Origin of the sequence: Nioella sediminis (genome assembly GCF_001879695.1) — a bacterium.
Taxonomy (GTDB): domain Bacteria; phylum Pseudomonadota; class Alphaproteobacteria; order Rhodobacterales; family Rhodobacteraceae; genus Nioella; species Nioella sediminis.
This window is the reverse complement of sequence record NZ_MNBL01000077.1, coordinates 1-20664: the sequence shown is the minus strand read 5'-3', so window position 1 is coordinate 20664 and position 20664 is coordinate 1. Positions and strand designations below refer to the sequence as shown.

The window sequence follows — 20664 nt, the reverse complement described above, 5'->3', positions numbered from 1 at the left end:
GAAAAAGCGACATGCGGGCCGCGCGTCTGCGCCATATCAGGGCTTGGGGAGCGGTTTCTGGGCAGACTCCCTGTCCAGAGGAGGTGCCGCCATGGATTGGAAGAGTCGCAAAACACCCCTGATGGGCCTCATAGGCGGGCTTGGCGTGGTCGCCTTTCTGGTGGGCGTGCCGGGCGGGTTCTATTCCCTGACCACCGCCATCGTTCTGGCCCTGGCCATCTGGATCATCGGGGTCACTCTGATCAACGTGCTGATCCCCTGACCCTTGCCGGGCGCGTGCGGGGGCTGTAGCCCTTGGGGCAAGGAGACCGCCCATGCCCCAAGATCACGCCTGTCACGATCCCACCTGCGGCTGCGGCCATGACCATGGGGCCGATCCGCTCGGCCCCCGCCCGCCGGTGGCCGAGGCCCCGCGCCCGTGGCGGCCTGTGGCGGGCGTGCGCACGTTGGCCATCGGCATCTTCGAACGGGAGGGGCAGATCCTCTGCGCCCCGGTCCACAGCGATGACGGAACCATCAAGGGCTGGCGCCCGCTTGGCGGGGCCATCGAGTTCGGCGAACGCGCGGGAGAGGCACTGGCAAGGGAAATCCAGGAGGAATCAGGGCAGGAGATCACCGATATCCGCCCGCTCGGCGTGCTGGAGAACCTCTTTGAACACGAGGGTGTGGCGGGCCATGAAATCGTCTTTGTCCTCGCCGCCCGCTTCGCCAATGACACGCTTTACGAGGCCGACCAACTGGCCTTCCGCGAGGGCGACGGCCCCGAGATGACCGCGAAATGGGTGTCGCTGGACAAGGCCCGCGCGGGCCGGATGCAGCTCTTCCCCGACGGGCTGGCCGATCTTCTGGGCGAATAACCCGCCCTGGCGTCAATCCCGCTTGCACAAAACCCCGCTCGCGCCTATTGGCAGGCCCATGACCAGCACCTCTCATGACCGCCTTCTCATCATCGACTTCGGCAGCCAGGTGACGCAGCTGATTGCGCGCCGCCTGCGAGAGCTGAATGTCTATTGCGAAATCCACCCCTACCAGAACGTGACCGACGCGTTCCTGGCCGAGTTCGCGCCCAAGGCCATCATCTTTTCCGGCGGCCCCGACAGCGTGATGCGAGAGGGCAGCCCGCGCCCGCCGCAAACGGCCTATACGCTTGGCGTACCGATCCTGGGCATCTGCTATGGCCAACAGGTGATGATGCATGATCTGGGCGGCCGGGTCGAAGCCGGCGAACATGCCACCGCCGAATTTGGCCGCGCCTATGTCACGCCTTCTGACGCGCATGTCGATCTGCTGTCGGGCTGGTTCATGGACGGGTCCGGCAAGGAACAGGTCTGGATGAGCCATGGCGACCACGTGGCCGAGATTGCCCCCGGGTTCCAGGTCTACGGCACCTCGCCCGGCGCGCCCTTCGCCATTACCGCCGACACCAGCCGCCATTTCTACGCGGTCCAGTTCCACCCCGAAGTGCACCACACCCCAAACGGCGCGACGCTCTATGAAAACTTCGTGAAGCTTGCCGGGTTCAGCGGCGACTGGACCATGGGCGCCTACCGCGAGGAGATGATCGCCAAGATCCGCGAACAGGTGGGCGACAAGAAGGTGATCTGTGCGCTCTCCGGCGGCGTCGACAGCTCGGTCACCGGCATCCTGCTGCACGAGGCGATCGGCGACCAGCTGACCTGCGTCTTTGTCGATCACGGCCTCTTGCGTCTCAATGAGGCTGAACAGGTCGTCGCGATGTTCCGCGACAATTACAACCTCAACCTCATCCATGCGGATGAGAGCGAGCTGTTCCTTGGCGCGCTGGAGGGCGTCTCCGACCCCGAGACCAAGCGCAAGACCATCGGCAGGCTCTTCATCGACGTGTTCCAGAAATACGCTGACCAGATCGCAGGGGCAGAGTTCCTCGCACAAGGCACGCTCTACCCCGATGTCATTGAATCGGTTTCGTTTTCCGGTGGGCCTTCGGTGACCATCAAGTCCCACCACAATGTCGGCGGCCTGCCCGAGAAGATGGGCCTGAAACTGGTCGAACCGCTGCGCGAGCTCTTCAAGGACGAGGTCCGCGCGCTTGGCCATGAACTGGGCCTGCCCGCCAGCTTCATCGGCCGCCACCCCTTCCCCGGGCCGGGTCTGGCGATCCGCTGCCCCGGCGAGATCACCCGCGACAAGCTGGAGATCCTGCGCAAGGCGGATGCCGTCTATATCGACCAGATCCGCAAGCACGGGCTCTATGACGAGATCTGGCAGGCCTTCGCCGCGATCCTGCCGATGCGCACCGTGGGCGTGATGGGCGACGGGCGCACCTACGACTTCGCGCTGGCGCTGCGCGCCGTGACCTCGGTCGACGGGATGACGGCGGATTACTACCCGTTCAGCCACGATTTCCTGTCGGAAACATCGACCCGGATCATCAACGAGGTGAAGGGCGTGAACCGCGTCTTCTACGACTGCACCTCGAAACCGCCGGGCACGATCGAGTTGGAATAACGCCCCGTTAAGGTTAACGCGCGCTTCCCTTTCATCTTGGCCCAAATACCTCCGCCGGAGGCATCCTGCCCGCGCCGCATGCCCAGACAGCGGGCTCGGCACACCACCCTCCCCGATATCCCGTGGCAACGCGGACCGACGAGGCCCCCGCGAAAGCGGGGGTTGAGGAGGGCCGCTCCCGGATCGACGCCGTAAGGCGGCGAAACCCGTGGCGCTCAGCCCTCGACCTGATCCAGATAAGCCCCGTACCCCTCAGCCTCCATTTCCTCTTTCGGAACAAAGCGCAACGAGGCGGAGTTGATGCAGTACCGCAAGCCCCCCATCTCGCGCGGGCCATCGGGGAAGACATGCCCCAGATGGCTGTCCCCATGGGCAGAGCGCACCTCGGTGCGGATCATGCCATGGGTCGTGTCGCGCAGCTCCACCACATGGGCATGTTCCACCGGCTTGGCAAAGGACGGCCAGCCGCAGCCCGAGTTGAATTTCTGCGACGAGGCAAAAAGCGGCTCGCCCGAGACCACGTCCACATAGAGCCCCGGCTCGAAATGCTGGTCATACTCTCCCGAAAACGGCCGTTCCGTGCCGTTTTCCTGTGTGACGCGGTATTGTTCCGGCGTCAGGCGGGCAAGGGCGTCGTCGGTCTTGGCGTAGCTCATGGGGCGGTCCCTCCGTTTCAGTCGTGCAGCGCAGGATATGGGGCTGACAGGGCCATTTGCCCAGACCCGCCATGATCACGAGACCGAGGGGCATTTGCAACAATTCCTCTGGCCCATCCGGATCGCCGGGGCTACCAGCTTCCCGACGACACAGGAGATCGCGGATGACTGTCACCCTCAAGGGCCATATCGACGTGCCGGCGGACCGGCTGGAGCAGATCCGCGCCGGGCTGATCGAGCATATCCGTCTGACCCGCGCGGAACCCGGCTGCCTCAGCTTCGACGTGACCGAAGATCCCGCCATCCCCGGCCGTTTCAATGTCGCCGAAGCATTCACCGATTCCGATGCTTTCCGCGCCCATCAGGCCCGCGCGCAAGCCTCTGACTGGGCCACGATCAGCGCCGGTATCCCCCGGGACTACAGCGTCACCGGCCTGACTGACTGAGCCCCCCTCTTGCCAAGCGCGCGGGGCTGGTGTCTGGTCGCCGCATCGCCCCGCTTGGGGAAGTTTCTGACAGGATCGCCCCGTTGACCGCCATTCGAACAGAGATCGAGCCCGCGCAGGCGGGGCTGGCCGCGCTCTGGATGATCGGAGCCATCGTGTCTTTCTCGGCCATGGCGGTGGCAGGGCGGGCGCTGTCCAGCGATCTCGACACGTTCGAGATGATGACCTACCGCTCGCTCATCGGCGTGGTGATCGTTATCCTGATGGCCACGCTGCGCGGCAAACTGGGCGAGGTCACAACCCGCGATCTCCCGCGTCACGCCGTGCGCAATATCGCCCATTTCGCGGGGCAGAACCTGTGGCTGGCATCCCTGACGCTGATCCCGCTGGCGCAGGTCTTTGCGCTTGAATTCACCAGCCCGCTCTGGGTGATCCTGCTGGCCCCGTTCCTGCTTGGGGAACGGTTCACGCTCAAGAAATTCGGCGTGGTGCTGTGCGGCTTCATCGGCATTCTGATCGTCGCGCAACCGGGCACCACGCCGCTGTCGCTTGGCACGATCACCGCCGCCAGCGCCGCTGTCTGCTTTGCCTTGACGGCCATCTTCACCAAGCAATTGACACGCCAGCACAGCGTCACCTGCATCCTGTTCTACCTGACCACTATGCAGCTGCTGTTCGGGCTGGTCTGCGCCGGGTTCGACGGCGACATCGCCCTGCCCACAGCCGACGGTCTGCCCTGGATCATCGTCATCGGATTGGGCGGTCTGACGGCGCATTTCTGCATCACCACGGCAATGACGCTGGCGCCCGCAACCGTGGTGCTGCCGATTGATTTCGCCCGCCTGCCAGTCATCGCCATCATCGGCATGGTGCTGTATGACGAACCGCTGACATGGCCGGTTTTCCTGGGGGCGGCGCTGATCTTCGGAGCCAACTACGTCAACGTCGCGACAGAGTCCCGAAGGACCTGACCTTAGGTCAGCTGTAGCAAATCCGTCACAACCGCCCCACCAAATCTGTCCACAGCCCCCCGTATCGGCCCCTTACGTGAGGGAAGAATTGACCCTGAACACCAGTTTTGGCGAAGTATCCTCAGTACAAGGGATGACCGTAATCGGTCTTGGAGGGACAACCATGAAAAAGATCACTCTCGCAGGAGCGGCGCTGCTGGCAAGCACCGCAGCCGCATCCGCAGGTGGCATCGAGCGCACCGGCTTCACCACCGGGATCCTGTTTGAAGAAGGCACCTATGTAGAACTGAGCTACGGTTCGGTTTCACCGACGGTGACCGGCAATGTGACCGGCGTTCCGGCGGTTGCCTCGGGCGACATCAGCCCGACCTACAATTCGGTCACGCTCGGCTTTCATCATGACATCACCGATGCGCTGTCTTTCTCGCTTGTGGTCGACGAGCCCGTGGGCGCGGATGTGGACTACCCCACCGGCACCGGCTATCCTTTCGCAGGTTCCTACGCGGAACTGTCCTCGCGCCAGATCACCGCGGCCCTGCGCTACGAGCTGAACGAGAATTTCTCGGTCTATGGTGGTATCCGCGGCGTTCAGGTAGAGGGCGATGTCTATGTCTCGACACCGCTCTTCGCCTATGCGCTGAGCGCCGATACGGATCTCGAATTCGGCTACATGGTCGGCGCGGCTTACGAGCGCCCCGATATCGCCATGCGCGTTGCGCTGACCTATTTCAGCGAAGTCGACCTGAGCCTGTCCGGCGTAGAATCCCCCGCGCCCGCAGGCACACCGGAAGCAGCCATTCTGGCCGTGGCGCCCGCGACATCATTCAACAACACCCTGCCCCAGTCGATCCTGCTGGAAGCGCAGTCCGGCATTGCGGCCAACACGCTGCTCTTCGGCTCGATCCGCTGGACCAACTGGGACGGCTACGCGATCATGCCCAATGCCTACCCGGCCGGCAGCCTCGTGGATTATGACGAGGACGTGTGGACCTACACCCTCGGCATCGCGCGTCGCCTGAACGAAAACTGGGCCGTGTCCGCCACGCTCGGCTATGAGGCCGAACAGGACGGCTTCTCCGGCAACCTCGGCCCGACCGACGGCTTCACCTCTATTGGCCTCGGCGCGGAATACACCCAGGGCAACATGTCGATCGCCGCTGGTGTCCGCTATGTCATGATCGGCGACGCCAACACGATTCTGGCCCCCGGTCCCGTCACCTCGGACTTCTACGACAACGACGTCGTGGCCTTCGGCCTGCGGGTTGGCTTCAACTTCTGAGCCTTCCCCAACACGTCACAGGATCAACCCCGGACCGCCGCGTCCGGGGTTTTTCTTTGCGCAGGTTCCGGGTCGTGTGGCCTCGGGCAACGCGCTAAGCAAACCCCATGACAACCGACCGCATTCCCGCCCGGGCCTGGGCTGACCTGTTGCTCCTCAGCCTGATCTGGGGTGCCTCCTTTCTCTCGATCCGCGTGGCGCTGGATGAAATCGGGGTGTTTACCCTCGTGGCTCATCGGGTGGCGTGGGCCATGCTGATCCTGTGGGGGTATGTCGCCCTGCGCCGCTTGGATCTCCCGACCGATCCGCGCGTTTGGGGCGCCTTCCTGGTCATGGGTCTGTTGAACAACGTCATCCCCTTCTCGCTCATGGCCTGGGGGCAGTTGCATATCGAGACGGGGCTGACCTCGATCTTCAACGCCGCCACCGCCGTTTTCGCCGTGCCCGTCGCCGCCGCCTGTTTCGCGGATGAACGGATGACCCCGCGCCGGGTCATCGGCGTTTCTGTGGCATTCGCCGGGGTCGCTGTCGCCATCGGCCTCGACGCGCTGCGCAGCTTTGACATCCGGTCTCTGGCGCAACTGGCCGTTCTAGCGGGAACGCTGTCCTACGCGTTCGCCTCGGCATGGGCGCGGGCGCGGCTCTCTCACCTGAAGCCACAGGTCGCCGCCGCTGGCATGCTGACCGGATCGAGCCTGATCATGCTGCCCCTGGCGCTGTGGTTGGAAGGCACCCCTGCCCTGCCCACGCACGCGCAAACCTTTGCCGCCATTGGTTATTTCGCGGTGATCGGCACGGCGCTGGCCTATCTGCTCTACTACCGGATCGTGCAGGCGGCGGGCAGCGCCAATGCGATGCTGGTGACGCTGATGATCCCGCCCGTGGCCATCGGCCTTGGCGCATTGGTGCTTGGCGAACGGCTGGTGCCCACGGCCTTCGCAGGGTTTGCGCTGCTGGCTATCGGGCTGCTCATTCTCGACGGGCGGCTGTGGCGGGCGCTAAAGCGCTGAATTTCCGCATGGACGCACCGGGCCTTGCGCGGTATCGAATGCGGACCTCTGCGACCCATGGGAAAGCGACGCGCCATGAGCCTGATCTACAAGACCGCCCGCGACTGGCACGCGGCCCCCGACAAGCGGGTGCTGTTCTTTGGCATGTCCGGGCTTGGCAAGACGCATCTGGCCAACCTGCTGCGGGCCGAGGGGCACTGGTTCCACTATTCCGTCGATTACCGCATTGGCACCGCCTATATGGGCGAACATATCTCGGACAACCTGAAGCAACAGGCGATGCAGGTGCCGTTTCTGGCGGAGCTGCTGAAGTCGGATTCGATCTATGTCGGATCGAACATCACCTTCGACAATCTCGCGCCGCTGTCGACCTATCTGGGCAAGCCCGGCAACCCGGATCTGGGGGGGCTCAGCTTTGCCGAATATATGAGCCGGCAGGATCTGCACCGCCGCGCCGAGATCAACGCGCTGCTCGACACGCCGCATTTCATCCGCCGCGCCCATGACCTTTATGGCTACTCGAATTTCGTCTGCGACACCGGCGGGTCGATCTGCGAGGTGGTGGAACCGGACAATCCCCGCGACGAGGTGCTGAAGACGCTCAGCGCCCATACGCTGATGGTCTGGATCGAGGGCAGCGAGGATCACACCGACGAACTCATCCGCCGCTTCGACCGCGCGCCGAAGCCGATGTATTACCAGCCCCGGATCATGCGGCAGCTGTGGGATGATTTCAAACGCGAACGCGGGGTGAATGCCGCCGATGTGGTGCCCGACGATTTCATCCGTTTCGCCTATGCCCGCGCGATCCGCCACCGGGTGCCGCTCTATGCCGGGATGGCCCGCAATTGGGGCCTGACCGTGCAGGCCAGCGACGTGGCCACCGTACGCGATGCCAAGGATGTGACCGATCTGGTAGGCACCGCCCTTGAGAGCCGCCGATAACCCCCCTAAATCCCCCCTTTAACCGCGCAACCCGGAGCCGTCCGATGCCCATCAAACTGCCCTCGACCCTGCCCGCCTATGACGTGCTCTCGCACGAGGGCGTCATGGTCATGGACGAGGATGCGGCGGCGCGTCAGGATATCCGGCCGTTGCGGATCGGGCTGCTCAATCTCATGCCCAAGAAGATCCAGACGGAGAACCAGTTCGCCCGTCTGATCGGCGCGACGCCCCTGCAGATCGAGTTCAGCCTGATCCGCATGAGCGAGCATCAGGCCAAGAACACCGCCGCCGCCCATATGGAAGAGTTCTACCGCCCCTTCACCGAAGTGGAGGCAACGGGCGAGAAGTTCGACGGGCTGATCATCACCGGCGCGCCCATTGAACATCTCGACTTCGACAAGGTCACCTATTGGCAGGAACTTGGCCGCATTTTCGACTGGACGCAGACCCATGTGCATTCCACCTTTGGTGTGTGCTGGGGCGGGATGGCGATGATCAACCATTTCCACGGGGTGAAGAAACACATCCTCGACCACAAGGCGTTCGGTTGCTTCCGCCACATCAACCTCGCCCCGGAAACCCCTCTTTTACGTGGATTTTCCGACGATCTGGTGATGCCGGTCAGCCGCTGGACGGAAATGCGGCGCGATGAGATCGAGGCGGTGCCTGGGCTGAAAGTGCTGCTGCATTCGGACGAGGTCGGCCCCGCTCTGGTCGAAGATCAGGGCCATCGGGCGCTCTATGTCTTCAACCATTTCGAGTATGACTCGAACACGCTTAAGCAGGAATATGATCGGGATGTGGCCGAGGGTACGCCGATCAACGTGCCGGTGAACTACTACCCCGATGACGACCCGTCCAAACCGCCGCAGAACCGTTGGCGCAGCCATGCGCATCTGCTTTACGGCAACTGGATTTCCGAGATCTACGAAACGACACCCTTCGACCTGTCCCGGATCGGGCTCGACCGCACCGACCTGAGGGGCTGACCCATGGCCCTTGCCGCGACCACTTTGGCCGCTGCCGGGGCGCTGGCGGGGCTGACCCATTGGCGCGCGGGCGTTCAGGAAGCGCGGGCAGAGGCCAGTCACCCCCCGGTCGGGCAGCTACTGGATGTGGATGGCGTGCAGGTCCATGTGTATGTAGCGGGCAGCGGCCCGGACCTTGTGCTGATCCACGGATCTTCCGGCAACCTGCGGGATTTCTCTTACGGGATGTATACCCTGCTGGCGGATCGCTATCGGGTGATCAGTTTCGACCGGCCCGGCCTTGGCTATTCCGACCCGATCACGCCGCACGGGGCCTCGCTGGACCGGCAAGCGGCGGTGCTGGCGGCGGCGGCGCGGATGTTGGGGGCGGATCGTCCCCTTGTCATGGGTCAGAGCCTGGGCGGCGCGGTGGCGCTGGCCTGGGCGCTGAACCACCCCGATCAAATCGCGGCACTGGTGCCGGTCTCTGCCGTGTCGCACCCCTGGACGACCGGGCTTGGGGCCTATTACAGCGTGCTCTCCAGCTGGCCCGGTCGGCATCTGCTGATCCCGGCCCTGACGGCCTTCACCCCCGACAGGGTGATCGACGACCAGATCGCCGCCATCTTCGCGCCCGAGGCCCCGCCGCCGGGATACGCCGCCCATTTCGGCCCGCGCCTGACGCTGCGCCGCGCCTCCATGCGGGCCAATGCGTTGCAAAGACGGCATCTTTTGCGCTGGATCACCGCGCAAGAACCCCGCTATGGCGAGATCGCAGTACCCACGGAAATCCTGCACGCGACCGGCGATACCGCCGTTGGCTACCATATCCATGCAGAGCCGCTGTCCCGCGCCATTTCCGGTGCCAACCTGACCGCGATAAACAGCGCCAGCCATATGCCGCATCACACCCATCCCGATCAGGTCGCCGCCGCCATCGACCGCGCCGCGGCCCGCGCCGGATTGCACTAGGCCCCCGCGCGGCCCATATTGAACCAGAGCAGACACAAGCAAAAAGGCAAGCCATGACCGACCTGCCCTTCGATGGCGCCATCAGCCAGTTCTACACATCCGAGGCCCCCGACGCGGTGCGCAAGGCCATCAAGAATGCGAAGAAAGACAGCGTTCTGGACCCGTCCTTTCCCTATGACGAGAGGATGGACAAGAAGGACTATGAGGATCAGCTGGAGGCGCTGCAGATCGAGCTGGTGAAATGCCAGGCCTGGGTCAAAGAGAGCGGCAAGCGGGTCGCGGTGGTGTTCGAGGGACGCGACGCGGCGGGCAAGGGTGGTAGCATCAAGCGGGTGCGCGAAAACCTCAACCCCCGCGTGGCCTCGGTCGTGGCGCTCTCGAAACCCACCGACCGCGAGGCGACACAGTGGTATTTCCAGCGCTATATCCAGCATCTGCCTGCAGGTGGTGAGATCCGGCTGTTCGACCGCAGCTGGTACAATCGCGGTGTGGTGGAGCATGTGTTCGGCTTCTGCACCCCAACGCAGCGGCAGAACTTCTTTGGCCAATTGCCGGAATTCGAGGACATGCTGGTGCGCGAAGGCATCCATCTGGTGAAGATCTGGCTCAATGTCGGCCGGGCCGAACAGCTGCGCCGATTCCTCGACCGGGAAAGCGACCCGCTGAAGCAATGGAAGCTCAGCTGGATCGACGTCGAGGGGCTGAAGAAATGGGATGCCTATAGCGCCGCGATCAGCGAAACGCTGGAACGCGGCCATTCCGAGGCCGCCCCCTGGACGGTCATCCGGTCCGACGACAAGCGCCGCGCGCGGCTGGCGGTCATCCGCAAGATCCTTTCGGGGCTCGATTATGATCGCAAGGATCACGATCTGGTCGGCCAGCCCGACCCCGCCATCTGCGGCGGGCCAGAAATGTGGGCGGATCGCGCAGCGCATGGGTAAACGCGGCTACCATCACGGCAATCTGCGCCAGGCTCTGGTCGATGCGGCCCTTGTGCTGATCGAACAGAAAGGCCCGACGGGGTTCACCCTGTCCGAGGCCGCCAAGACAGCCGGCGTAACGCCCGCCGCCGTCTATCGCCATTTCGAAGGGCGCGAGGCGCTGATCGCGGAAGGCGCGCGGCAGGGGCATGAGATTTTCGCCGACCTGATGGATTATGCGTTTGAGACCGGCGGCCCCTCGGCCCTGGCGGCGTTCGAGGCGACAGGCCGCGCCTATCTGGCCTTCGCCCGCAAATATCCCGGCCACTACATGGCGATGTTCGAAAGCGGCATCCCTATGAACGCCACACCGGGTCTGGCCAGCGCCGCCGCCCGGTCGCGCGCGATTCTCGAAAAGGCCGCCGAGGCGCTATCACAGCATATCCCGCCGGAAAAACGCCCCCCCGCCAGCATGTTTTCCGCCCATATCTGGGCGATGAGCCACGGGGTGGTGGAGCTCTTCGCCCGTGGCAAACCCGGCGGCAATGCCCCCTTCCCGCCCGAGGAGCTGCTGGAGGCCGGGATCGGCATCTACCTGCGGGGCCTTGGCCTGATCGACCCGGATCAGTGACCGTGCGGCCTTGACGCCCCTTCCCCCGCCCATGATGGTGACGCCTGACAAACAGACAGGAGCGCCGCGATGAGCCTACTCGACCCGCAGGATTGGAGCTTTCCCGTCCCGATCGCCTATGGCCCCGGCCGCCTGAAGGAAATCGCGGGCATGTGCCGGGATGCGGGCATGTCGCGGCCCCTGGTGGTGACCGACCGGGGCAGCGCCGGGCTGCCCTTTCTCTCCGACCTCATGCGCTACCTGTCAGAGGGCGGCCTGCACGCCGCGCTCTATGCTGAGATTTCACCCAATCCGCGGGATGATGAGATCGCCGGGGGCAAGGCACTGTATCGCGATGGCGGTCATGACGGGGTGATCGCCATTGGCGGCGGCAGCGGCATGGATGGCGGAAAGGCCATTGCGCTGACCGCCACGAATGAGATCGACCTTTGGGCGTTCGAGTTCGAGCAGACCCCGCCCGACATGTCCTCCCACGCCCCATTCCCGCCGCTCATCACCATTCCGACCACCGCCGGGACCGGGGCGGAAACGGAAAGCACGGCGATGATCACCGACACGGCGAAGGGCATGAAATGGTGCATCTGGCACGCCGATCTGAAGCCGGCGCTGGCGCTGCTGGACCCGGAGATTACCCTCGGCCTGCCCCCGCATCTGACCGCCTGGACCGGGGCCGATGCCATGGTGCATGCGATCGAGGCCTACTCGGTGCCGGGCTTCCACCCGCTTTGCGACGGGCTGGCGCTGGAAGGGTTGCGGCTGGTCGCCCGCTGGCTGCCCGTTGCGGTGGCAGAGCCGGGCAATCTGGAAGCACGGGGCGGGATGCTGGCCGGGTCCTGCCTGGCGGGTGTTGCGTTCATGAAGGGCCTTGGGCTGGTCCATGCGATTTCGCATATGGTGGGGGCGGAATATGACACACAGCACGGCCTGACCAACGCAGTTCTGCTGCCCGCCGTGCTGCGCTTCAACGCCCCCGATATCGTGGACAAGGCGCCCGCCATGGCACAGGCCATGGGGCTGGAGGACACCGGTTTTGACGCCTTCCACGCCCATATCTGCGGGCTGCTGGACCGGATCGGCATTCCCAAGACGCTGGCCGATATCGGCGTGCCCGCCGACTGCGCCCCCCGCATCGCCGCCAAGGCCATTCAGGACAGCGCCGCAGGGACCAACCCAAGGGCGCTGACGGTGGAGCAGATCGTGCCGGTGATCGAGGAGGCCGTGACCAGAGGCCGCTGAACGGTCAGCCCTTGTCGGGCGGGGTGTAATCCGTCCCGGCAGGGCCCCGGTATTTCTCGACCAGTTCGGCAGGCACTTCGCTGCCGTCATAGAGAAATGGCAAAATTCCGCGCCGAAGAGACCGGCCTCGCATGGCGGCGATATCGGCGTCCGATTTCGTCACCCGCTGCGACAGGCGCAGGCCCCATTCGGCCAGCAGGCCCCGCATCCGCGCGATCTGGTCCTCATGGCCGGGGTCTCGGGCGAGGTCGTTCAACTCATCGGGGTCGGTTTCCAGGTCGAACAGCATCGGACGGAACCCGCCCTCGGCATGGATCAGCTTCCAGCGCCCGTCGAAGACCATGAAAAGCCGCGCATCGGCGCTGCGGCTGACCAGCGTTTCGCCGAAGGGGCGCGCAGAGTAGTCGTATTCGCTAACCACAAACTCGCGCCAGTCCGGCGTTTCGCCGCGCAGCCAGGGCAACAGCGACCGGCCCTCGATGATATGGCCGGGCACCTCGCCGCCTGCGACCTCGACGAAGGTGGCAGCCAGATCGAGCGATTCCACCAGCGCGTCGCAGGTGGTGCCGCGTGTGGCATCGGCCTCTGCCCGCGGGTCATAGACGATCATCGGGATCTTGACGGAGGGATCATGGAACAGGTCCTTTTCCCCCATCCAGTGATCACCCAGATAGTCGCCATGGTCCGAGGTCAACACGATCATCGTGTCATCCGCCTTCCCCGTGCGGTCCAGATAGTCGAGGATCACGCCGAGCTGGTCATCGCATTGCTTGATCAGGCCCATATAGGCCGGGATCACCTTTTGGCGGACCTCGTCCCGCTGGAAGGCCTCGGCCACCTTGCCCTTCAGGAAGGCCCCGAAAACCGGGTGGACGTCGCGCCATTCGTCCTCGGATCGCGTGGGCGCAGGCACGTGATTGGCACCGTACATGTCATGATAGGGCGCGGGCACGATATAGGGCCAATGCGGTTTGATATAGGAGACATGGGCGCACCAGGGGCCTGTCTGCGCCTCCATAAACTCAATCGTCTTTTGCGTCAGCCAAGGGGTTTCGCTGTCTTCCTCGCGGATATTGGCGGGCAGGTCGCAATTGTCGAACATCCAGGCAGAGGCGACCTGACCGTCCTTAACCCCGGCATTCGCATTCTGCGCCCAGGGGTTATCGCCGTCATATCCCTTTGATTTCAGGTATTCATTATAGGGGGAGCGTTTCTCGTCATAGAACCCGTCCGGCCCTTCGGCCCACAGCCCGTCATCGCGCACCCATGCGTCAAAGCCGCATTCCGCCTGCCGCGCGCCGATCAGGCTGTCAGGTTCCAGCCCAAGCCGCGCCATGCCTTCGGCATCGGCCTTCATATGGGTCTTACCAATAAGCCAGCAGTCCATCCCCACCTTGCGCAGGTGATCGCCCATTGTCTGTTCCCCCACGCGCAGGGGATAGCCGTTCCACTGGGCCCCGTGGGAAGACGCATAGCGCCCGGTGTAAAAGCTCATCCGGCTGGCGCCACAGATAGGCGACTGGCAATAGGCATTGGTGAACCGCACGCCTTTCGCCGCCACCCGGTCGAAATTGGGGGTGTGCAGATGCGGGTGCCCCGCGCAGCTGAGATAGTCGAAGCGCAGCTGGTCATACATGATGAACAGGATGTTCAAGTCTTGGCTCCTTCGCATCCCCGTGCCCGGATCATGCAGAAGGATAACGAGCGGTACGCCCGCCCAAAAGCCCAAATGATCCCCCGTTCAAAAGACAGGCCCCGCCCTGGGTTATGACGGGGCCTGATTGATGATCGCAGAGCATGGACGCTCAGCTTAGCTCAGCGCAGAATTCCTGAATGCGGGTGCAGGCCTTTTCAAGATTCTCGTCCGAGGTCGCGTAAGACACGCGGAAATTGGGGGAAAGGCCGAAGGCCCCGCCGAACACAACGGCGACGCCTTTTTCCTCCAGCAGCGCGGTTGCGAAATCCTCGTCGGTCTCGATCACTTTACCGCCCGGTGTGGTCTTGCCCATGCAGCCCGCAATCGACGGATAGACATAGAACGCGCCTTCCGGCGTCGGGCAGGTGATGCCCTCTGCCGCGTTCAGCATCTCGACCACCATGTTGCGGCGGCGTTTGAAGACCTCGTTATTGGTCGCGATATAGTCCTGGGTGCCATTGAGCGCCTCTACCGCCGCCCATTGGCTGATCGAACAGGGGTTCGAAGTGGATTGCGACTGAATCTTGCGCATCGCACCGATCAGTTGCTCTGGTCCGGCCGCATAGCCGATCCGCCATCCGGTCATCGCGTAGGCCTTGGACACGCCGTTGCAGGTCAGTGTGCGGTCGTAAAGCCCCGGTTCCACCTGCGCGGGCGTGACGAACTCGAACCCGTCATAGACCAGGTGTTCATACATGTCGTCGGTCATCACCCAGACATGCGGATGGCGCATCAGAGCATCGGTCAGCGCCTTCAGCTCTTCGCGGTTGTAACCGGCCCCGGTCGGGTTCGAGGGCGAGTTGAAGATGAACCACTTGGTTTTCGGGGTGATCGCGGCCTCCAGCTCGTCTGCCGTCAGCTTGTAAGCGTTTTCGGCGCGGGCCGAGGCAATCACCGGCTCGCCGCCTGCAAGCAGCACCATATCGGGGTAGCTGACCCAGTAGGGCGCGGGAATGACCACCTCGTCGCCGGGATTGAGCGTTGCCATCAGGGCGTTGTAGAGGATCTGCTTGCCCCCGGTGCCGATGCTGACCTGCTTGGTCGTGTAGCTCAGCCCGTTATCGCGTTGCAGCTTGTCGCAGATGGCCTGTTTCAGCTCCACGATTCCATCGGGGGCGGTATATTTGGTCTTGCCCGCATCAATCGCCGCTTTCGCCGCGTCACAGATGTTCTGAGGCGTGTTGAAATCGGGCTCCCCCGCCCCGAGGCCGATCACGTCCTTGCCCGCGGCCTTGAGTTCCGCCGCAAGGGTGGACACCGCGATGGTCGGCGAAGGTTTCACGCGGGCCAGCGTTTCGGACAGGAAGGTCATCTGAATTCTCCAGGGTTGCGAGGGGGCCGGTCAATCGGTCCGGTTTACATCGGCTCGTGCCCTGCTTAGGGTCGCGATGCTCAACGATCAAGGGGCCAAAATGCCCCGTGGAAGGAGATGGAATGACCGACACGACCCCAGGCCAAGCGGATTGGTTCAGCGAAGAGATCGCCACGTTCGGAGATCGGCTTGCCGGTGCGCGCGAGGCGGCGGGAGTAAGTCAGGAAGACATGGCGCGGCGATTGGGTGTGAAACTCAAGACCGTCGTGGCCTGGGAAAACGACTGGAGCGAACCGCGTGCCAACAAGCTGCAGATGGTGGCGGGGCTGCTCAACGTGTCGATCCGCTGGCTGCTGACCGGGGAAGGCAGCGGCCCCGAAGACCCCGATCTGGTGGATGTGGAAGGTGACCTCAATCAGATCATCCTCGACCTGCGACAGATCCGGCAGGAGCACGCCCGGCTTGGCGAGCAGATGGGCCGCCTTGAAAAGCGGCTGCGCAAGACCCTGTCCAAGGAGGAAGGCCGCACATGAGCACCGAGCCGCGCGAGATTCGCCTCAAGCGCCTGCATATGCGGGCCTGGCACAGGGGCATCAAGGAAATGGACCTGATCCTTGGCGGATGGGCTGACGCGCATCTGAAATCGGCCGATGACGCGGCGCTCGATCTCTTTGAACGGGTGCTGGAAGAGGAAGACCAAGATCTTTACCAGTGGATCTCTGGTCAGCGCCAAGCCCCTGAATACATGTCGGAATTCGCACGGGTTCTGGCAGATGGCGCGGCATCGAAACAAAGCTCCTGAAAAACTGGGGCGCGTTTAACTCATTATTTGGAAATATCGGCAAGTCTGCGGGGCAAGCAGATATGCGGAGATCATGATGAGTTTGCACAGCCCCCTTGGCGAAACCTCCCGGCACGGTGTCATGCCGGGTTATCTGGAATCCCTGTCGCTGGTGGAACGGCTGCACAGGCTCTTGCTCGACGTCATCAAGGATGAATTCGAGCGCGTGGGGGTGCTGGACATCAACGCCGTTCAGGCGCTGTTGCTGTTCAATATCGGCGACCACGAGGTGACGGCGGGCGAGTTGAAATCGCGCGGCTACTATCAGGGGTCGAATGTCTCTTATAACCTCAAGAAACTGGTCGAAATGGGCTATATGCACCACCAGCGCTGCGAGATCGACCGCAGGTCGGTGCGGGTGCGGCTGACCGATCGCGGCCGCGAAGTGCGCGATGTGGTGACCGGGCTGTTTCGCCGCCATGCGGACACGCTTCAGGAAAAAGGTGTGCTTGGGCCCGATGGCATCGACCAGGTGAACCATTCGCTGAAACGTATGGAACGGTTCTGGACCGACCAGATTCGCTATATTTACTAGCCCCCCACAAGCCACTTTGCCCAATATAATAACAGGTTATGTGAGCCTCAGGGCACTACAGGGGGCACTGTTTTGGGCACAACGGACTATCCAGCAAGCACGTTGTCTCGGCTCAAGAGCAAGGGCAACCGATGGTATGTCTACGTCACTGTACCGGAGGCACTGAGGGGTGCGCTGAGCGGCAAGACACAGCTTCGGAAGTCCACCGGCACCACTGATGAGCGAGAAGCCCGTAGGCGGCAGCACAGCCTCACAGAGGCGCTATATGCCCAGTTGGACGCAGCGCAGCCAAATCCCGTGAAGGATGCCTAGTCCTGATCATGCGTTGCTGATGTAGTTCGTTTTGGACGCCGCTCTGCATGCAGCGCGCAGCTGTAACAAAGCCCACCAGAGCTAGGGTCAAACATGTTCAGCTTCTTTCCACACTCTGCACAACTTGCCATCTGTAAACTCCTTCGAGACCAAGCTCGACCAGAGGGATCAACGTGGCAAGTGCCTTGGTTGATGGCCACATGCTGCAGGGCAGCTCCATACATGGGACCCTCTGCCCCCTCCCGAAATTGCCCCCACAGCGTAGCCCTCGCGAAGCGCAAAAAAAAAATATTTGGGACATCGCCTAGCATGTGTCTCAGGTCACCCACTCGTCATTCGGAGACCTAGGCCTGTTGGAAAGCGGCGTGGCAGCATTTTCCCGATAGCCTTCACAAGGGCCCTTTAGCCTTGGGTGAAATTCCTACCTCAGTTCGGTTTAGCGACTACTCTATCGCATCACATTTCTTGAGTGGTCAGACGCGAGAGAAGCAAAATCTGATCGTGCTTTCAAACCAAGGGCTTGGGTTGTCGGCTTCGTCTTCAAAAATTCCAACTCGGGTTCCCAGAGAGCCGCCACCGGGAATGAGTGCTGCCTGACCGAATGTGCAAAGCTGGTTATCTAACACAACCCCCATTGTGTTTTGTTGCGACAGCCCGCCACCGAGGGGGAGCAGCAGCAAGTCAGTTTGTTGCGTGCGCAGACCCACAACGTATCGACCATCGGGCAACTGAACCGCCTCGTGTGTCGAGCCTCTTGGATACGAACGACCAGCAAATCGAACATTTTCATTCAGCCTCATGAAAATCGGCGCGTCCGTTTCCAAGGCCTCGTAGTTGGTGCCGACGCCCTGACACCCAGAAACACCTAGCGCAGCAACAACCGCCCATATCTGAAAACGCATTACAGTCCCTCCGGTGCTTAAGCAGCAAGCTCAAGCTTCGAAACCACCTTTGCTTGGCTGGCCACTCGTTTCAAGCCAGAAGGGACGCGGCATAAGATTTCAGGGCACTACAGGAGGCACTAAACAGGGCACTAAGCCTTCCATTAAATTGTTGAAAAAAATGTCTAATTAGTAGATGCCCAGATCCGCTATATCTACTGAGCTGTGTCGGGATTTGCAGGACACTCCCGGCATCGGTTCGGGGCATAGTGTGCAATTGGCTTGCGCCGTGTTCGCCCCCCTGCCCTGTTGCCTGCCCGGCCTGCGCCTCCCGCGCCCGGATCGCGGCCCTGCCCCTCCTCTCGCATCACGCGTTGGTCAGTTCGCGAGGGCGCGCAGCAAGCGGGCACGGCCTGCCGGAACTGCGCGGATTTCCAGCCCGGTGAACACATGCAGCGTATCGAGATCCGGGTCGATTACCGCATGATCGCTGACCCAGCCCCCCATCAGCAGATAGGTCCGCAACAGCGGCGGCATTCCGGATTGGGCCAGCCGCGGGTCCGGGGCGGTGCCGGTCAGGGTCGAGAACTCGATCACCCGGCCCGCCTTGATCCCGGGCCGCCAGCAGTCCGGCGCGACATGGCGTTGCCGCAACAGCGCGAAGGCATCGGCATAGGGCGCGGCATCGGTTCCCCGGAAGGACGAACAGCCGAACAGCATCTCGACCCCGTCGCGGTCCACCAAGGCGGTCATGGTTCCCCACGCCAGACGCAGGATGTCAGGATCGTGCTTCAGCGGATCCATGCAGAACCGGCCCATCTCGACCATCGGGCGCGCGAAACCGGCGAGACCGGAGAGCTCGTAATACTGGGCCGAATAGCTGCGCGCGATCTCTGCACCGCTTTCCAGAAACAAAAGCCTGTAGCAGCAGACCAGTTGACCGGTCGCGCTGTCCTCGATCAGGACATGGCGACACAGCCTGTCGAACCTGTCGTGATCACGCGCATCCCGATCCTGCCGCCCGCCCCGAAAACATCGGAATCGCAGTCTCTGGGCCGCGTGGAGGTCGCCCTCGGACCGGGCAAATCGGGCCGTGAATCGGCCCCGTGTCAGCGTCAGCGGTCGGTTCATGCGCTGAACCTCTATACTCCGGCACCATCGGGCAGACGGCGCTTACCATTGCTCATACACTGGTACTGTGGGGGCATGACATCAAGACGACAAGCCTCAACCTGCCGAAATGATCATCGGGGGGGGCGTCCCTGCCTGAACGGCCGGTCAGTTGCCGTTCAGCGCTTCGGCGATGTTCACCCGACCGACGCTGCCGATCAGTTGCCGCAGGAAGGTGACTTCCTGAATGTTGGATTCGGTCACACGACGCGAGAAGCGTACGATTTCCCCGTCCTCAAGCCCAAGTTCCCGGATGTTTTCCACCGTACCGCGACTGTCAAAGCTGATCGCCACGATATGCCGCTCCACCACTTCGGGGGCATTGTAGGTGAAATGGCGGTGACGCGAGGCGACATAGAACCATGTGCTTTCCGACACGACGCCGGAGGCCGCAGGGCGGCCGATGGTTTCCGCCACGCTGTCACGGGTATCGACGCCGGGCAGGATCATCTCCAGGTCTTCGGCGGGCGGGATGTAGCCGTGATTTGTGTAGGTCGCCGCACAGGCGCTGACACCAAGGGCCAGAAGACCCGCGAGAATCAGCCGTCCGCCTCGAAGCTGTCTGATCATCTGCCCTGATCCTCCTGCACGCCCAATCGCACCGGGCTCTTGCAAGGCCCGGCAAAGCTTTCTATCGGCTTAACCGACCATGGCGCACAGGGCAAGTTCCGCGTAAGCTGCCTGACGCCGCGCCGCATCGAACAGGAACAGCCGATGACCCAATCCAAGCCTGCCGAGCCCGGATACGCGCTATCGGAGCTGTCCACCAAGACCCCGACCCGGTTCGAGATCGTGCCCGATGCCCCGGCCCGCGCGGGCCTGGCGGCGGATCTGGGCATTGACGGGATTCGCAAACTGCGCTTCGCCGGGGAAATCCGGGCCGACGGCAAGCGTGACTGGCGGCTCGACGGCAAGCTTGGGGCGACGGTGGTGCAACCCTGCGTGGTGACGCTGGCTCCGGTCACGACCCGGATCGACGTGGAGGTGACGCGACGCTTCCTTGCCAGGATGCCCGATCTGGCTCTGGATGAGGATGGCGAGGCCGAGATGCCCGAGGATGACACGATCGAGCCGCTCGGGTCCCATATCGACCCCGCGATGGTCATGGCCGAGGCGCTGGCGTTGAACCTGCCTCTCTATCCCCGCGCCGACGGGGCCGAGCTCGGCTCTGTCAGCGTTGCCGAACCGGGCGTCGCGCCGCTGACCGACGAGGCCGCGAAACCCTTTGCGGCGCTTGCGGAATTGCGCGATAAGCTTGGCAAGCCGGATGCCGATGACAGCACGGATTGACGCGGGATACCGGGGTGGTGATTAGGGCTTGCATGACGGGGGAATCCGAGTATGTTCCCGGCCTCATTCGCCGCGTAGGACTGACGCGCCGTTCGTGCGCTCCCGG

At 63.1% G+C, this 20664-nt stretch carries 24 protein-coding genes; 18 read left to right on the top strand and 6 right to left on the bottom strand.

Features of this window, described 5'->3' with window-relative positions:
• The first annotated feature begins 91 nt into the window (after positions 1-91).
• From BKY26_RS20245 to guaA, 3 genes are read left to right on the top strand one after another with little or no spacing between them, the layout of a single operon-like run.
• A complete protein-coding gene (locus tag BKY26_RS20245) occupies positions 92-262 on the top strand; it encodes a hypothetical protein (protein WP_158514328.1) in 171 nt (56 codons plus the stop codon).
• 52 nt (positions 263-314) lie between these two features.
• Entirely contained in the window at positions 315-857 is a 543-nt protein-coding gene (locus BKY26_RS10765) for an NUDIX hydrolase (protein ID WP_083431412.1), read from the top strand.
• Between the two features lie 58 nt (positions 858-915).
• The gene (gene guaA / locus BKY26_RS10760; RefSeq protein WP_071690396.1) at positions 916-2487 is read left to right on the top strand and encodes a glutamine-hydrolyzing GMP synthase; all 1572 of its coding nucleotides are present in this window, start codon (positions 916-918) and stop codon (positions 2485-2487) included.
• A gap of 215 nt (positions 2488-2702) precedes the next feature.
• Here guaA and msrB read toward each other — a convergent pair whose 3' ends face one another.
• Entirely contained in the window at positions 2703-3143 is a 441-nt protein-coding gene (gene msrB / locus BKY26_RS10755) for a peptide-methionine (R)-S-oxide reductase MsrB (protein WP_071690395.1), read from the bottom strand.
• A gap of 164 nt (positions 3144-3307) precedes the next feature.
• Between msrB and BKY26_RS10750 the strand changes: the two genes are divergently transcribed.
• From BKY26_RS10750 to BKY26_RS10705, 10 genes are all read left to right on the top strand, one after another.
• Positions 3308-3589, top strand: a complete 282-nt coding sequence (locus BKY26_RS10750) for a putative quinol monooxygenase (protein WP_071690394.1) — start codon at positions 3308-3310, stop codon at positions 3587-3589.
• 140 nt (positions 3590-3729) lie between these two features.
• The gene (locus BKY26_RS10745) at positions 3730-4560 is read left to right on the top strand and encodes a DMT family transporter (RefSeq protein ID WP_071690412.1); all 831 of its coding nucleotides are present in this window, start codon (positions 3730-3732) and stop codon (positions 4558-4560) included.
• A gap of 163 nt (positions 4561-4723) precedes the next feature.
• Positions 4724-5839: an OmpP1/FadL family transporter gene (locus BKY26_RS10740; RefSeq protein ID WP_071690393.1), complete on the top strand. Its 1116-nt coding sequence runs from the start codon at positions 4724-4726 to the stop codon at positions 5837-5839.
• 107 nt (positions 5840-5946) lie between these two features.
• Positions 5947-6849, top strand: a complete 903-nt coding sequence (locus BKY26_RS10735; protein WP_071690392.1) for a DMT family transporter — start codon at positions 5947-5949, stop codon at positions 6847-6849.
• 81 nt (positions 6850-6930) lie between these two features.
• Positions 6931-7794: an ATPase gene (locus BKY26_RS10730; protein WP_071690411.1), complete on the top strand. Its 864-nt coding sequence runs from the start codon at positions 6931-6933 to the stop codon at positions 7792-7794.
• Positions 7795-7838: 44 nt separating this feature from the next.
• Positions 7839-8783: a homoserine O-acetyltransferase MetA gene (metA, locus tag BKY26_RS10725; protein ID WP_071690391.1), complete on the top strand. Its 945-nt coding sequence runs from the start codon at positions 7839-7841 to the stop codon at positions 8781-8783.
• Between the two features lie 3 nt (positions 8784-8786).
• Entirely contained in the window at positions 8787-9734 is a 948-nt protein-coding gene (locus tag BKY26_RS10720) for an alpha/beta fold hydrolase (protein ID WP_071690390.1), read from the top strand.
• Positions 9735-9787: 53 nt separating this feature from the next.
• Positions 9788-10675 (top strand): polyphosphate kinase 2, encoded by an 888-nt coding sequence (gene ppk2 / locus BKY26_RS10715; RefSeq protein ID WP_071690389.1) that lies wholly within the window; start codon positions 9788-9790, stop codon positions 10673-10675.
• Entirely contained in the window at positions 10668-11285 is a 618-nt protein-coding gene (locus BKY26_RS10710) for a TetR/AcrR family transcriptional regulator (protein ID WP_071690388.1), read from the top strand. The genes ppk2 and BKY26_RS10710 overlap by 8 nt, the downstream gene beginning before the upstream one ends.
• A 69-nt stretch (positions 11286-11354) precedes the next feature.
• Positions 11355-12521, top strand: coding sequence for an iron-containing alcohol dehydrogenase (locus BKY26_RS10705; protein WP_071690387.1), 1167 nt, complete (start codon positions 11355-11357; stop codon positions 12519-12521).
• Positions 12522-12525: 4 nt separating this feature from the next.
• Here the strand turns inward: BKY26_RS10705 and BKY26_RS10700 are convergent, their stop codons facing one another.
• Together BKY26_RS10700 and BKY26_RS10695 are read right to left on the bottom strand one after the other, a co-directional pair.
• Positions 12526-14175: a sulfatase-like hydrolase/transferase gene (locus BKY26_RS10700; protein WP_071690386.1), complete on the bottom strand. Its 1650-nt coding sequence runs from the start codon at positions 14173-14175 to the stop codon at positions 12526-12528.
• 151 nt (positions 14176-14326) lie between these two features.
• The gene (locus tag BKY26_RS10695) at positions 14327-15529 is read right to left on the bottom strand and encodes a pyridoxal phosphate-dependent aminotransferase (RefSeq protein WP_071690385.1); all 1203 of its coding nucleotides are present in this window, start codon (positions 15527-15529) and stop codon (positions 14327-14329) included.
• Positions 15530-15651: 122 nt separating this feature from the next.
• On the opposite strand from BKY26_RS10695, the gene BKY26_RS10690 reads away from it, so the two are divergent.
• From BKY26_RS10690 to BKY26_RS20870, 4 genes are all read left to right on the top strand, one after another.
• On the top strand, positions 15652-16062 hold the full coding sequence (locus BKY26_RS10690; protein ID WP_071690384.1) for a helix-turn-helix domain-containing protein: 411 nt from the start codon (positions 15652-15654) through the stop codon (positions 16060-16062).
• Positions 16059-16331 (top strand): succinate dehydrogenase assembly factor 2, encoded by a 273-nt coding sequence (locus tag BKY26_RS10685; protein WP_071690383.1) that lies wholly within the window; start codon positions 16059-16061, stop codon positions 16329-16331. Before BKY26_RS10690 ends, BKY26_RS10685 begins: the two co-directional genes overlap by 4 nt.
• Positions 16332-16407: 76 nt before the next feature.
• Entirely contained in the window at positions 16408-16905 is a 498-nt protein-coding gene (locus tag BKY26_RS10680) for a MarR family winged helix-turn-helix transcriptional regulator (RefSeq protein WP_071690382.1), read from the top strand.
• 72 nt (positions 16906-16977) lie between these two features.
• A complete protein-coding gene (locus tag BKY26_RS20870; RefSeq protein WP_425434481.1) occupies positions 16978-17217 on the top strand; it encodes a DUF6538 domain-containing protein in 240 nt (79 codons plus the stop codon).
• Between the two features lie 473 nt (positions 17218-17690).
• Here the strand turns inward: BKY26_RS20870 and BKY26_RS20010 are convergent, their stop codons facing one another.
• The 3 genes from BKY26_RS20010 to BKY26_RS10670 all read right to left on the bottom strand — a co-directional run bounded on the left by BKY26_RS20010 (position 17691) and on the right by BKY26_RS10670 (position 19838).
• On the bottom strand, positions 17691-18119 hold the full coding sequence (locus BKY26_RS20010; protein ID WP_131541834.1) for a hypothetical protein: 429 nt from the start codon (positions 18117-18119) through the stop codon (positions 17691-17693).
• A 357-nt stretch (positions 18120-18476) separates the two neighbouring features.
• Entirely contained in the window at positions 18477-19229 is a 753-nt protein-coding gene (locus BKY26_RS10675; RefSeq protein WP_071690381.1) for a GNAT family N-acetyltransferase, read from the bottom strand.
• 147 nt (positions 19230-19376) lie between these two features.
• Entirely contained in the window at positions 19377-19838 is a 462-nt protein-coding gene (locus BKY26_RS10670) for an outer membrane protein assembly factor BamE (protein WP_071690380.1), read from the bottom strand.
• A gap of 144 nt (positions 19839-19982) precedes the next feature.
• Between BKY26_RS10670 and BKY26_RS10665 the strand changes: the two genes are divergently transcribed.
• A complete protein-coding gene (locus BKY26_RS10665) occupies positions 19983-20558 on the top strand; it encodes a YceD family protein (RefSeq protein ID WP_071690379.1) in 576 nt (191 codons plus the stop codon).
• Positions 20559-20664: the final 106 nt, after the last annotated feature.

Coding starts and splice junctions, on each gene's coding strand:
- BKY26_RS10685 (WP_071690383.1), top strand. CDS start 16,059: ATGAGCACCGAGCCGCGCGAGATTCGCCTCAAGCGCCTGCATATGCGG.
- BKY26_RS10720 (WP_071690390.1), top strand. CDS start 8,787: ATGGCCCTTGCCGCGACCACTTTGGCCGCTGCCGGGGCGCTGGCGGGG.
- BKY26_RS10750 (WP_071690394.1), top strand. CDS start 3,308: ATGACTGTCACCCTCAAGGGCCATATCGACGTGCCGGCGGACCGGCTG.
- ppk2 (WP_071690389.1), top strand. CDS start 9,788: ATGACCGACCTGCCCTTCGATGGCGCCATCAGCCAGTTCTACACATCC.
- metA (WP_071690391.1), top strand. CDS start 7,839: ATGCCCATCAAACTGCCCTCGACCCTGCCCGCCTATGACGTGCTCTCG.
- msrB (WP_071690395.1), bottom strand. CDS start 3,143: ATGAGCTACGCCAAGACCGACGACGCCCTTGCCCGCCTGACGCCGGAA.
- guaA (WP_071690396.1), top strand. CDS start 916: ATGACCAGCACCTCTCATGACCGCCTTCTCATCATCGACTTCGGCAGC.
- BKY26_RS10740 (WP_071690393.1), top strand. CDS start 4,724: ATGAAAAAGATCACTCTCGCAGGAGCGGCGCTGCTGGCAAGCACCGCA.
- BKY26_RS10690 (WP_071690384.1), top strand. CDS start 15,652: ATGACCGACACGACCCCAGGCCAAGCGGATTGGTTCAGCGAAGAGATC.
- BKY26_RS20010 (WP_131541834.1), bottom strand. CDS start 18,119: ATGCGTTTTCAGATATGGGCGGTTGTTGCTGCGCTAGGTGTTTCTGGG.
- BKY26_RS10765 (WP_083431412.1), top strand. CDS start 315: ATGCCCCAAGATCACGCCTGTCACGATCCCACCTGCGGCTGCGGCCAT.
- BKY26_RS10710 (WP_071690388.1), top strand. CDS start 10,668: ATGGGTAAACGCGGCTACCATCACGGCAATCTGCGCCAGGCTCTGGTC.
- BKY26_RS10695 (WP_071690385.1), bottom strand. CDS start 15,529: ATGACCTTCCTGTCCGAAACGCTGGCCCGCGTGAAACCTTCGCCGACC.
- BKY26_RS20245 (WP_158514328.1), top strand. CDS start 92: ATGGATTGGAAGAGTCGCAAAACACCCCTGATGGGCCTCATAGGCGGG.
- BKY26_RS10670 (WP_071690380.1), bottom strand. CDS start 19,838: ATGATCAGACAGCTTCGAGGCGGACGGCTGATTCTCGCGGGTCTTCTG.
- BKY26_RS10665 (WP_071690379.1), top strand. CDS start 19,983: ATGACCCAATCCAAGCCTGCCGAGCCCGGATACGCGCTATCGGAGCTG.
- BKY26_RS10705 (WP_071690387.1), top strand. CDS start 11,355: ATGAGCCTACTCGACCCGCAGGATTGGAGCTTTCCCGTCCCGATCGCC.
- BKY26_RS10675 (WP_071690381.1), bottom strand. CDS start 19,229: ATGAACCGACCGCTGACGCTGACACGGGGCCGATTCACGGCCCGATTT.
- BKY26_RS10680 (WP_071690382.1), top strand. CDS start 16,408: ATGAGTTTGCACAGCCCCCTTGGCGAAACCTCCCGGCACGGTGTCATG.
- BKY26_RS10735 (WP_071690392.1), top strand. CDS start 5,947: ATGACAACCGACCGCATTCCCGCCCGGGCCTGGGCTGACCTGTTGCTC.
- BKY26_RS10745 (WP_071690412.1), top strand. CDS start 3,730: ATGATCGGAGCCATCGTGTCTTTCTCGGCCATGGCGGTGGCAGGGCGG.